This window comes from Sphingomonas sp., from assembly GCF_019635515.1.
Classification (GTDB): domain Bacteria; phylum Pseudomonadota; class Alphaproteobacteria; order Sphingomonadales; family Sphingomonadaceae; genus Sphingomonas.
The window spans coordinates 205,165-217,478 of sequence record NZ_JAHBZI010000002.1; the positions used below are offsets into that span (position 1 = coordinate 205,165).

General features: G+C 65.9%; 11 protein-coding genes and 1 pseudogene. 9 read left to right on the plus strand and 3 right to left on the minus strand.

What is annotated here, in order from left to right:
* Positions 1 to 82 precede the first annotated feature (82 nt).
* On the minus strand, positions 83 to 1,294 hold the full coding sequence (locus KF730_RS13230; RefSeq protein ID WP_294097912.1) for a hypothetical protein: 1,212 nt from the start codon (positions 1,292 to 1,294) through the stop codon (positions 83 to 85).
* Positions 1,295 to 1,366: 72 nt separating this feature from the next.
* Between KF730_RS13230 and KF730_RS13235 the strand changes: the two genes are divergently transcribed.
* The 5 genes and pseudogenes from KF730_RS13235 to KF730_RS13255 all read left to right on the plus strand — a co-directional run bounded on the left by KF730_RS13235 (position 1,367) and on the right by KF730_RS13255 (position 6,763).
* A complete protein-coding gene (locus tag KF730_RS13235; protein ID WP_294097914.1) occupies positions 1,367 to 2,617 on the plus strand; it encodes a putative DNA modification/repair radical SAM protein in 1,251 nt (416 codons plus the stop codon).
* A gap of 31 nt (positions 2,618 to 2,648) precedes the next feature.
* Positions 2,649 to 3,125: pseudogene (locus KF730_RS13240) on the plus strand (hemerythrin domain-containing protein).
* Positions 3,126 to 3,185: 60 nt separating this feature from the next.
* Positions 3,186 to 4,373, plus strand: coding sequence for a parallel beta-helix domain-containing protein (locus KF730_RS13245; RefSeq protein ID WP_294097916.1), 1,188 nt, complete (start codon positions 3,186 to 3,188; stop codon positions 4,371 to 4,373).
* Positions 4,370 to 5,377 carry an SO2930 family diheme c-type cytochrome gene (locus KF730_RS13250; protein WP_294097919.1) on the plus strand — a complete coding sequence of 336 codons (1,008 nt, stop codon included), beginning with the start codon at positions 4,370 to 4,372 and terminating at the stop codon, positions 5,375 to 5,377. Before KF730_RS13245 ends, KF730_RS13250 begins: the two co-directional genes overlap by 4 nt.
* A gap of 6 nt (positions 5,378 to 5,383) precedes the next feature.
* Positions 5,384 to 6,763 carry a UdgX family uracil-DNA binding protein gene (locus tag KF730_RS13255; protein WP_294097923.1) on the plus strand — a complete coding sequence of 460 codons (1,380 nt, stop codon included), beginning with the start codon at positions 5,384 to 5,386 and terminating at the stop codon, positions 6,761 to 6,763.
* Between the two features lie 124 nt (positions 6,764 to 6,887).
* On the opposite strand, the gene KF730_RS13260 is transcribed toward KF730_RS13255, so the two are convergent.
* Positions 6,888 to 7,583 carry a DJ-1/PfpI family protein gene (locus KF730_RS13260; RefSeq protein WP_294097925.1) on the minus strand — a complete coding sequence of 232 codons (696 nt, stop codon included), beginning with the start codon at positions 7,581 to 7,583 and terminating at the stop codon, positions 6,888 to 6,890.
* 51 nt (positions 7,584 to 7,634) lie between these two features.
* A complete protein-coding gene (locus tag KF730_RS13265; protein ID WP_294097927.1) occupies positions 7,635 to 8,252 on the minus strand; it encodes a hypothetical protein in 618 nt (205 codons plus the stop codon).
* Positions 8,253 to 8,398: 146 nt separating this feature from the next.
* On the opposite strand from KF730_RS13265, the gene KF730_RS13270 reads away from it, so the two are divergent.
* From KF730_RS13270 to KF730_RS13285, 4 genes are all read left to right on the plus strand, one after another.
* Positions 8,399 to 9,490 (plus strand): histidine kinase, encoded by a 1,092-nt coding sequence (locus tag KF730_RS13270; RefSeq protein WP_294097928.1) that lies wholly within the window; start codon positions 8,399 to 8,401, stop codon positions 9,488 to 9,490.
* A complete protein-coding gene (locus tag KF730_RS13275; protein ID WP_294097930.1) occupies positions 9,487 to 10,287 on the plus strand; it encodes a LytTR family DNA-binding domain-containing protein in 801 nt (266 codons plus the stop codon). The genes KF730_RS13270 and KF730_RS13275 overlap by 4 nt, the downstream gene beginning before the upstream one ends.
* 1 nt (position 10,288) lies before the next feature.
* Complete coding sequence (locus KF730_RS13280) at positions 10,289 to 11,578, plus strand: hypothetical protein (protein WP_294097932.1); 1,290 nt, start codon at positions 10,289 to 10,291, stop codon at positions 11,576 to 11,578.
* A gap of 121 nt (positions 11,579 to 11,699) precedes the next feature.
* Entirely contained in the window at positions 11,700 to 12,155 is a 456-nt protein-coding gene (locus KF730_RS13285; protein WP_294097934.1) for a hypothetical protein, read from the plus strand.
* Positions 12,156 to 12,314: the final 159 nt, after the last annotated feature.

Here is a 12,314-nt window from a genome sequence, read left to right on the forward strand (position 1 = left end):
GTCGGCCAAGGACTCTCCAGGCAACCCCCATGGTCACCGCGACCATTGGGACCATTCGCGAATGTTTAGTCCCTCAAAAAGACTAAACTTCCTCAACATTCGCGCCGATCCAATCCGGCGGATCGCGCCGCACCGCATCGACGATCAGCCACAGCATCACCACCCCGCGCAGCACCGCCGCGAACGCCACATCCGGGAATTGCGCCGAAGGCCAGCCGCCCTCCATTCCCGCGAAATACCAGAATTCGGCAAAATAGGCCGCGATATCGCCGAGAACGAACAGCGCCACCGGCCATAGCCGTGGCGCGGTGAGCAGCAGCATCGGATAGAGCCACAAATCGAATTGCGGCGAATAGACCTTGTTGGTCAGCATGAACCAGGCGAGCACCGGGGTGAACAACACCCACAGATGATCGCGGTGCCGCTGCCAACCCAGCCCGACGATCGCCGCCGCGCCGGCGAGGAATAGCGTCGCCGCATAGCGATTCTGGTCCTGGCTCCAGGTGAACAGCCAGCTCATATTCTGAAGCACGTTCCACGTCCCCGCCGCGGTGCCGCCGCGCTCCTCGGAGAAACGGTAGAACTCGCTCCAGTTCTCGAACGCGAAGGCCGCGACCGGCAGGTTGACCAGCGCCCATGCCCCGATCGCCGCCGCCGACAGCAAAGAGGCGCGGATCAGCCGCTGCGCCCAATTCTGCCCGCGCTCGAACAATGCGCCCAAGCCGAACAGCGGTAGCATCAGCACCGGCCACAGCTTCGCCGCCGTGCCCAGCCCCGCCATCGCCGCCGCCCGCACCAATCGGTTGCTCCGCGCGTAGAGCATCGCCGCGACCGCCAGCGTCACCGCCACCATGTCCCAATTATGCCCGACATAGAGGATCAAGGGCGGCGCGCATGCCCACATCCACAGCCGTCGCCGGTCGAGCCCGGCGAGGAGGAACAGCCGCAGCACCAGCGCCGCCAGCAGCGCGTTGACGATGGTCGCGAAGCCCAGAAAATGCGTGGCGTTGGCATTGCGGCCGAACAGCAATCGCGCCGCGCCGCCCTCGATCCAGATCGCCGCCCCGGTCAGCACCGGATATTCCATCCGCGCCTGAAAATAGGGGATCTTGCCCTTGTCGACTTCGCGCGCGGTCCAGAACGGGATCGCGTCGCTATAGCAGCCGGTGGCGTATTGCTCGGCATTGGTCCAGCCGCCCGGCGTGCAATGCGCCTTGAACAGCCAGCCCAGGCTGCAGGTCAGTGCCAGCACCAGGAACAGCATCCGCACTTGCCTGTCCGCCATCAGCCGCATGTCCGAACCCCTTCGCCGCGGCTTTCTCACATGCCGCTGGACTCCGCAATCTCAAGAACATATATAGAACATATGGCACAACTCGACCTGCGCGCGAAGCTGGCGATCCTCGCCGATGCCGCCAAATATGATGCGTCGTGCGCGTCTTCCGGCACCGCCAAGCGCAAGACGGCCCCGGGCGGAAAGGGCATGGGTTCGACCGAGGGGATGGGCATTTGCCACGCTTATGCGCCCGATGGCCGCTGCATCTCCCTGCTCAAGATACTGCTGACCAATAGCTGCGTCTTCGACTGCCATTATTGCATCAACCGCAAGAGCTCGAACGTCCGCCGCGCCCGCTTCACGCCGGAAGAGGTCGTCGATCTCACTCTCAGCTTCTACAGGCGAAACTATATCGAGGGGTTGTTCCTGTCCTCGGGGATCATCGCCTCGTCCAACTACACGATGGAGCAGATTGTCCGCGTCGCGCGGCTGCTGCGCGAAGAACATGATTTCCGCGGCTATATCCACCTCAAGACCATTCCCGATGCCGATCCCGAGCTGGTCCATCAGGCCGGCCTCTATGCCGATCGCGTCTCGATCAACGTTGAATTGCCAACCGTCGCCGGGCTGACGCGTCTGGCCCCGGAAAAGTCGGCGCCGCGCATAGAGGCTGCCATGCGCGACGTTCGGGAAGATTTGGACGAATCCATCGACGCCCGAAAGCGTTTCAAATTCGCGCCCAAATTCGCGCCCGCTGGCCAGTCGACCCAGATGATCGTCGGCGCCGATGCCGCGACAGACGGTGACATCATCCGGCGCGCCGCCGGTCTCTATGATCGCTTCGCGCTGCGCCGCGTCTATTATTCCGCCTTCAGCCCGATCCCCGATGCCAGCACGGTCTTGCCGCTCCAGCGCCCGCCGCTGATGCGCGAGCATCGCCTCTACCAGTCCGACTGGTTGATGCGCTTCTACGACTATCAGCCCAGGGAAGTCGCCGAGGCCGCCGACCCCGCCACCGGCATGCTCCCGCTCGATATCGATCCCAAGCTCGCCTGGGCGCTCAGGTTTCGCGATCGCTTCCCGATCGACGTCAACCGTGCCCCGCGTGAAGCGTTGCTGCGCGTCCCCGGGCTGGGTGTGAAGGCGGTCAATGCGATCCTGAAGACGCGCCGCTGGCGCCGCCTCCGCCTTGCCGATGTCGCCCGGCTGACGGTGTCGGTCGCCAAGGTTCGCCCGTTCCTGATCGCCGAGGATTGGCGCCCGGTTGCGCTCGCCGAAAAGGCCGATCTGCGCACGCTCGTCGCACCAAAGCGCGAGCAATTGGAGCTATTCGCGGCCTGATTTGTTTGGCGGTCGTAACGAGGGAGTTCATATGGCCGACGCGCGCATCTTTCAGGATCTCAAGGCCGATCACGACCGCCACCGTGCGATGCTCGCCGAGCTGGCCGCCGCCAGTTTCGCCGACCGCGCCGAGCTGTTCGAAGCGCTGCGGATCGAGATCAGCGCCCATGCCGCGGCCGAGGAGGAATCGCTTTACGCGAAGATGCTCGCCAATCCCGATCTGCGCGACGAGGCCCGACATTCGGTGTCCGAGCACAAGGAGATCGACGATTTCTTCGGCGAGCTGGCCGACCTCGATCCGGCAAGTGCCGAATGGACCGCGAAGTTCAAGGAAATGCGCCACCGCTAAGAGCATCACATCGGCGAAGAGGAGGAAGAGATGTTCCCGTCCGCTTCCGCCAGCCTATCGGCCGAAGACGAGAAGGACCTCGCCGACATTTTCGAGCGCCGCAAACCGAAAGAGCTTGTCCGCGCCGAGGAAACTCCGGCGGGCGATGCGCGCGAGTAACTAACAAGGGTGTCAATTCGCTCCGGCTTGGGTAAGCTACCCGAAAAGCAGGAGAGAATGATGCTTCGAACCGCCCTGTTCGCCGCCGTGCTGATCGCCGCGCCCGCCGCCGCGCGCGACATCACGGTTGAGGCCGGCGCCAATGCGCAGGAACGGTTGCAGGAGGCGCTGCTCGACGCCAGGCCGGGCGATACCGTGCGTATCGGCGCCGGCCGCTTCGAGCTGACCGACGGGCTCAGCCTCGACGTTAACGGTGTCACTGTCCGCGGGGCGGGCGCGGGCAAGACCGTGCTCAGCTTCAAGGGGCAATTGGGCGCGGGCGAGGGCTTGCTGGTCACCTCTGACGACGTGGTGCTGCGCGATTTCGCGGTCGAGGACACCAAGGGCGACGGCATCAAGTCCAAGGGCGCCGATCGCATCGTCTACAAGAACGTCCGCGTCGAATGGACCGGCGGACCGAAGGAAACCAACGGCGCATATGGCGTCTACCCCGTCTCCAGCACGCATATCCTGGTCGATGGTGTCACCGTGAAGGGTGCTTCCGATGCTGGCATCTATGTCGGCCAGTCCGAGCAGATCATCGTGCGCAATTCCACGGTCAGCGGCAATGTCGCGGGAATCGAGATCGAGAACAGCCGCCATGCCGATGTCTATGGCAATCTCGCCACGCACAATACCGGCGGCATCCTCGTGTTCGATTTGCCGAGCCTGCCCAAGATGGGCGGCGGCGATGTGCGGGTGTTCAAGAACCGCGTGATCGACAACGATGAGCCCAATTTCGCGCCCAAGGGCAATATCGTCGCAAGCGTGCGCAAGGGCACGGGCGTGCTGATCATGGCGAACGACAATGTCTCGGTCTTCGACAATGATCTGTCGGGCAATGCCACCAGCAATGTCATGCTGATCTCGTACCGCGAGAAGTTCGACGACGTGAAGTACAATCCCCTGCCGCGCCATATCGAGATCACGGCCAATCGCCACGGCAAGGCCGGCTTCGCGCCGCAACTGCCGGGGGGCGAGCAGATCGCTGCCGCGTTTGGCGGCAGCATTCCGCCGATCCTGTGGGACGGCACCGGCGATCCTACCACGCTGAACGTCAGCGACCCGGTTCCGGTGCTCGGCCTCGGCCTCAAGCTCGGCGCGCCGGTCGAGACCGCGCAGCCGGGGCTCGTCAAGCTGACCGGCGCGACTTCGGCCAAAGTCGATATCGTCGTGCTGCCACCCGCGATGGAGGCTGCCGCGAAGTGAAGGCGCTGGTTGCCGCGGTATTGTTGTTCGGCGCCGCGCTGTTTGCGAAACCCGGCGCGGTCAACGATGCGGTGATCGTCGCGGAAGACTATCCGGCGCGCTTGTCCGACTATGGCTTCTTCGCCGATCTGGCGAGGCGCACGCCCAATGCGCGTGTCGTTGGCTACGGGCTCGAAACGCCGCTCTTCTCGGACTATGCCGAGAAGCAGCGCTATCTCTATCTGCCCGCCGGCGCCAAGGCGGGATATCAGCCCGACAAGGCGCTCGATCTTCCGGTCGGCGCGGCGCTGATCAAGACCTTCGGCTATCAACAGAATGGCGCGTTCAAGCCGCTGGAGACGCGGTTGCTGCTCCACCGCGCCAGTGGTTGGGTGGCGCTTCCCTATGTGTGGAACGCGAATGGAACCGACGCCGATCTCAAGCGGGCGGGCACGCGGATTCCGATAACCTTCACCGATCCCTCGGGCGAGACGCGCAGCATCAGCTATGCGGTGCCCAACCAGAACCAGTGCAAGGACTGCCATGCGCTGGACGGCGCGATCACCCCGATCGGGGTCAAGGCACGCTACCTCAATCATGACGGCCAACTCGAACGTCTGGTTGCCGGCGGGATGCTCGACCGATTGCCCAGGGATGCGCCGCGCGTCGCGCGCTGGAACGACCCGAAAGCCCCGCTCGAAGACCGGGCCCGCGCTTATCTCGAGATCAATTGCGCGCATTGCCATAATCCGGCGGGAGCGGCGTCGAACTCGGGGCTGTTCCTCGACTGGAAACAGGCGGATGCCAATGCGCGCGGTATCCTCAAGCGCCCGGTGGCGGCGGGCAGGGGGTCGGGCGGACGCGATTTCGCGATCCAGCCGGCGCGCGCCGAGGAGTCGATCCTGATCTACCGGATGGAATCGACCGATCCCGGCATCGCCATGCCGGAGCTGGGCCGGGCGACGGTGCACAAGGAAGGCGTGGCGATGCTGCGGCAGTGGATCGATTCGCTTCCCGAGCGTTGAGACGCGATGCGCGTCGTTACGCTCACGGCGGAGGATGATTTCGAGGGCTGGCGCGATGCGGCGCGGGCGCTGGCGGGCGCACGGGTTTCGCCGTCGGAGGTGGTATGGCAGGTCGGCGATCACCCTGCTGATCTGTTCGGCGACGAAGCGGTGCTTGAATCCGCCGCGCCGCGCGCCTTCCGGGTACCGCGTGCCTTTCTCGATCTCGCCCAGACCGTGATCCTCCACAGCGATCCGCAGCGTTTTGCGCTGCTCTACACGCTGCTTGCCGGGGTGATCGAGGCGCCCAAGCGGATCGACGACCATGCCGATCCGCTGGTCCGGCGATTGGAGGAAATGGCCAAGGCGGTGCGGCGCGATATTCACAAGATGCGGGCGTTCGTGCGGTTTCGCGAGATCGCGGACGATGTCGGCACCCGCTACATCGCCTGGTTCGAGCCCGAGCATCATATCGTCCGCACCAATGCCCGCTTCTTCGTCGATCGCTTCGCCAATATGCGCTGGTCGATCCTGACGCCGGAACTGTCGGTCCATTGGGACCGCGCGACGCTCAAGGAAGGCCCGCCCGCAACCAAGGCGGACGCGCCCGAAGGCGATCCGGTCGAGGATGTGTGGAAGACCTATTACGCCTCGATCTTCAATCCGGCGCGCTTGAAGACCGGGGCGATGCTCAAGGAAATGCCACGCAAATATTGGAAAAACATGCCCGAAACCGCGTTGGTCAAGGAGCTGGTCGCTGGCGCGCGCCAGCGGGAGACGGCAATGGTCCAGACAGCGCGGACGGCGGCGGGCGGCAATATCGCGGGGGCGTGGGGCGCGCTGCGCGATGAGGCGATGGGTTGTACCCGCTGCCACCTCTACGAGCAGGCGACGCAGACGGTGTTCGGCGAAGGCCCGATCGACGCGCGGATGATGTTCGTCGGCGAGCAGCCCGGCGACAATGAGGATCTGGAAGGCCACCCATTCGTGGGGCCGGCGGGACAAATGTTCGACCGGGCTATGGCCGATGCCGGAGTGGATCGGGCCAGCGTCTACGTCACCAACGCGGTCAAGCATTTCAAATTCGAGCGGCGCGGCAAACGCCGCATCCATTCAAAGCCCGATGCCGGCGAGATCACCGCATGCCGCTGGTGGTACGAACAGGAACGGCTGCTGCTCAAACCCGCGATGACCGTGGCGCTGGGCGCGACAGCGGCGCGGCAGATGATTGGCAAAACGGTGACGATCACCGCAACGCGGGGCCGGGTGATCGAGCTGGCCGAGGGCGGGAAGGGCTGGGTAACGATCCATCCGAGCTTCCTGCTGCGCCTGCCCGACAAGGCTCGCGCCGAGGACGAATATGCGATGTTCGTCGAGGATCTGAAGGGCGCGGCCAAGGCGCTGTGAGCGCGAATGGTCCCAATGGTCGCACTGACCATGGGAGGTCTGGCCGGGCCGAGAATGTGACGATGTCAAAGAGCCGGGCAAGCCCAGCAGCCGAAATCCTACATTGCAAGCCTATTGGGCAAGCTTACCGGGCAAGCTTCTCGGCGATCGCCCTGACCTTCTCCGCGCGACCGGGAGCGAACTTCTCAACCATCGCCCTATAACGCGCCAGCGTCGCCGCATCGGCGCGCTCGGGCGAGCCGCTGTCAAAGGGCGGATGCGGATCATATTCGAGGCTGAGCTGGACGAACCTGGCGTGATCTTCGCCGGCAATCGCGGCGACCAGAGCCAGCGCGAAATCGATCCCCGCGGTGACGCCGCCGCCGGAGACCCGGTTGCGGTCGAACACCACCCGCTCGGCGACCGGTTCCACTCCGAAGAAGGCGAGCTGATCGCGCGAGGCCCAGTGGCAGGCGGCGCGATAGCCGGTGAGCAGCCCGGCGGCGGCGAGCAGCAACGATCCGGTGCACACGCTCGTCACCCATCCCGCCTCGGCGCCGACCTGACGCAGCCACGCCAGCGTTTCGACATCCTCCATCGCCGGGATCGTGCCGAAGCCGCCGGGCACGCAGAGGATGTCGGCGCGCGGCACGTCGGCGAAGGTCGCGGTCGGCAGCAAGGCGAATTGCGCGTCGGTGGGCACCGGGTCGAGCGATCTGGCGACGAGATGGATCCTGGCGCCGGGCAGGCGCGACAGCACCTGCGCCGGCCCGGTCATGTCGAGCTGGGTGATGCCGGGAAACAGCAGGAAGGCGATGTGGATGGGCGCGGCTTCGGACATGCGCTATGGATAACCCGGTCCCGGCGGCAAGGACAGCCGCGCCGGCGCACCTCAGCGCGGCGGCGGCGCCGCGATCCGGTCGGCGATCACCGAGCGCATCGTGCGGCCGTCCCACAACCAGGCATCGAAAGTACGGGCGCCATCGGGGGCGACGTGCCAGCGCCATGCGAGCGTGCCGTCCGCCGAGGCGCCTTCTCCGGTCTTGCCATCGTTGGCGGTGGCGGCGGACACCGTGCCCGGCTTGCCCTTGCAGGCGGCGCGGTGGATCGCGGCCTTGTCGCGCGCGGCGCGTGGTGTGGCGACGCCGTCGCCACCATCGACGCGCCACTTCCAGCCACCTTTGGGCTGGCGTTCCCAGACGGTGGTGAAATAGCCGTTATTGCCGCGGCGGTTCAGCCACGGCCCGGTGTTGACCGCCAGCGCGCCATCGCACGAGACGAAGCTATCCGACGCCCACCATTGGATCGCCACCGGCGGATCCTTGAGGCCCTTGATCGCTTCCTCGATCGGCTGCGGGCCGTCGCCGAACATCGTCGCGCCAGGCAGCGCGAAGCTGCGGAATGCGGTCCATTGCCCTTCGGTCTGCGCCGCGCGGGCGAAGGCGATCTCGGCATCGGCGGCGGTCGCGGGGAGCGGATCGGCGGCCGCCAGCAAGAGCGTGATGAACATCGGCAATCCCCATTCTGTCGCTGCGGAGGAAGGCTGGCCATCGCCGTGCCTGATCGGGACGGTGATGCTATGAACCGTCGCGGTCGCGCTACGAACGTCCCCACATCCTTGTTTCGCCCCAATTGGTGGCCCGATAGGAAATATGAGTGAATTTTGAAGCAAGCCCAACTCCGCCGGCGCTAACCGGCGCCGCGCGCCGCGTGGTGGCGCTGTTCATCGTCCTGTTCTGGATCGCGCAATTCGGGCTGGTGACCGCGCAGCGGCTCGTCTTCCTCGAAGAAGAGTCCGTGTGGTTGATCATCCCGCGACTGTGCGTGTCGGCAATCGCCATCACCATGTCGTTCGGCATCGCCTATCTGCTGGCGCGTTCGGTCGGCAGGCCGGTGATCGCGCGCGTCCGGTTGGCGATCGGGCTGGCGCTGGTCGCGCCATGGATCCACGCGCTCAGCAATTACACGATCTTCCAGATCTACACGCCGATGCCGAGCCCGTTCGAGGACATCGTGATGAGCTACGTGCCGGCGCTGGTGCAGTGGCTTACCTCCTACGCCGCTGCGACGGGGATGATCTACGCGCTGGTCACGCATTTCGAATCGCGCGAGCGCGAGCGCGAGATCAGCCGGCTTCAGCGCGTCGCCGCCGTCGCGCAGCTTCGCGCGCTGCGCTATCAGCTCAATCCGCATTTCATGTTCAACACGCTCAATTCGGTGACGGCGCTGATCGGGGCGGGGCGGGCGGCGGATGCCGAGGAGATGGTCGAGAATCTCGCCGACTTCCTGCGCGCCGGCCTGTCGCTCGATGCGCTCGACGATATCCCGCTGAGCCGCGAGCTAGAGCTGCAGTCATTGTACCTGGCGATCGAGAAAGTGCGCTTCGTCGATCGCCTGCGGGTGCGCGAGGAAGTGAGCCGCGAGGCGATGCAGGCGCTGGTGCCGAGCCTGGTGACGCAGCCGCTGATCGAGAACGCCATCCGCCATGCGGTGGCGGCGACCACCGAGCCGGTCGATCTGGTGATCTGCGCCAAGGTGGTCGGCGAGGATCTGCACGTCGCGATCCGCAACACTGCCCCCGATCAGTCGCGGCCGGGCAAGCGCGGCACCGGCCTGGGCCTGATCAATGTCGAGGAGCGGCTGCGCGCGCGCTTCGGCGAAGTGCGCTTCTCGGCCGGGTTGGCGCCGGACGGGATGTACGAAGTCGCCTTCGCCGTGCCGTACCTGCGGGCGAAGGAAGCAGCATGATCCGGCTGCTGCTGTGCGACGATGAGCCGCTCGCGATCCAGCGGCTGGGCGAGATGCTCGGACGGTTCGCCGATGTCGAGATCATTGGCATCGCCAATGACGGACGCGATGCGATCGAGCGGATCATCGAGCTCAAGCCCGATGCGGTGCTGCTCGATATCGAGATGCCCTATCTCGACGGCTTCGACGTGATCGAGGAAGTCGCCCGGCGCGGCGAGGCGTGTCCGCTGGTCGTGTTCGCCACGGCGTTTCCGCGCTTCGCGACGATGGCGTTCGAGACCGGCGCTATCGACTTTCTGACCAAGCCGGTGCGGCTGGCGCGGCTTGAGACCACGATCCAGCGCATCCGCGCCGCGCTCGACGACCGCAGCGCGCGCAGCCGGCTCGAGGAATTGTCTCGCCAGCTCGAAGCACTGCGCCGGACCGGCTCTCCCGCCACGGACGATCCGCATATCTGGATCCAGCGCCGCGGCGAGACGGTGCGCGTCTCGCTGCAGCGGATCGACTGGATCCGCGCCGAGGCCGAATATGTCCGGATCGTCGTCGGGCAGGCCAGCTATCTTCACCGCGAGCCGCTGAGCGAGTTCATGACCCGGCTCGACGAGAAGGATTTCCTGCGGGTCCACCGCTCGCTGATCGTCAATCGCCACCGCGTCGTGGCGGTGCGCCGCAATCCGACCGGCAGTTACCGGCTGATGACGGAGGACGGCACCGATCTGCCGGTGGGGCGCAGCTATCGAAAGGCCGTGCGTGCGCTGGTGGCGGCGACACCCGAGCTCGAAACCCGGGGGGGCTGATATGGCTGGAATGCGCAACCGCGCCTGCGCTGCCGCCGTGGCGCTGATGCTGGTGGCGGGCAACGCGGCGCCGGGCGGGGCGGACCGCGATTACGCGGCGATCCGCGCAGCCTGGGCCGAGGCGCGCGCTGCCGCGCGGAGCGACGCGGCGGCGGCCTTGCCGCGCTACGATGCCCTGATCGAGATGGCGGCGGGCAGTCACGGGATCCTGCTCTCGGCGATCTCGGTGGCGGCGAAGGCGCGGGACAAGATGCGTCTCGCCCGTTGGCTGGCGTTGTTCGTCGAGCAGGGCGGCGCGTTCCCGGCGGAGGATTGCGCGGAACTGGCCGCTATCCTCGGTGCGGGTAGCGAAGCGGTGCTCGAAAGGGCGCGGGAGAATGGGCGCGGGTTCGGCGGCGCAATATCGCTCGCGGAAATTCCCCCCGAACTGCCGCTGATCGAGGGCATCGCGCACGATGCGCGTCGCGGCGCGCTGTTCGTCTCCAGCGTGATCGATCGCCGGATCGAGCGGGTCGCTGCCACCGGCGCGCGCCACACCGTGTTGCGGCTGGCGGAAAGCGACGGTTTTCCGATGGCGCTCGCCTTCGATCGGCGCCGGAACACGCTGTGGGCGGCGATCGACAGCGCGTTGTTCGATGGCGACAAGCCCGGTGCCGGCGGCGTGATGCGGATTTCGCCCGGGACCGGCGCGCACGTCCTGATCGGCGCCGAGCCGGGCACGGCGCTGCATATCGGCGACATCGCGCTCGGACCGGACGGCAGCGTCTATGCCGCGGATTCGCAAAGCGGCGCGATCTATCGCTGCGCCAGCGATTGCACGCGGCTGAGCGTGCTGGTGCCGGCGGGACGGCTGCGCAGCGGGCAGGGCATGGCGGTCGCGCCCGGCGGAAAGCGGCTATATGTCGCCGACTATTCCTACGGCCTGCTCGCGGTCGATCTTCGAACCGGGGCTCTGGCACGTGTCGAAACGGCGGCGGGGATCGCGCTTGACGGGATCGACGGGATCGCGATGCGCGGCAACAAGCTGATCGCCATCCAGAATGGCTGGGTGCCGGCGCGGGTGATCGAGATCGGGCTCGATGCGCGGGGCATGACCGCCACCACGGTTCGTGTGCTTGCGCGCGGCGCGCCGGCCGCGGAGGAGCCCGGGCAATTCACTCTGGGGCCTAGCGGCGCGATCCTGATGGTCGCCAACAGCCAATGGAGACGCATGGACAAGCCCGCAGCGAGACGTTCGCCCCCCGATCCGACGCGGTTGGTGCGATTGATCGCGGGGCGACCCGGGCACTGATCGTCTGAAACGGACGGTTCGTCCGACGCGACATTTCGTAGCAAGTGTGCCGCCGCTCATGGCTTCGCTCCATGAGTGGTGGGCCGCGATCCTTAGGCTGCTTCCCGAACAGGAGGCAGCCATGCAAGTCACCCAACACGCTCCCCGCTCCGCCAAGATCGCGCGTCAGTCCGCGGTTCAGCCGGCGATGCAGCGCGCTGCCGGATGCTGCCCCTATTGCGGGCATGCCGGCGAGACGGTGATCAAGCGCGGCGCGATCGTCATCCAGAACGATCCCATCGAAGTGACCTGGCAGGGCCTGCCGGTGCCACTGTCGCCAACCGAGGCCTTTGTCTTCCGCACGATCGCCGTGCGGGGCCGTGCGACCAATCAGGCGATCGACGAGGCGATGCGCGAATTCGGATCGAACCCGGACACGCGGCCGGTAGTGATGATGCGAATTCGCCGCAAGTTCATGGCGCTCGGCAGCGAGGATCCGTTCGTGCGGCTGGGCCAGCACGGCGTGCGGCTGCGCATCGAGGCCGATGCATGGGGATCGTCGTCAACGGTGATCGGGCTGAGCCTGCAATCGGCATAATCGGATAGGTTACAGGTGGATAGCTGATCTCTAAAGTATATTTTTGTATATCTGACGTATATCCTGGGGCGGAGTTAGAGAATTTGCTGTATGCGCTAAGCAACAGGCCAATAATTGGCAGTTTACAAGCGCTCCTCAACCGATAGCTAGGCAAGAATG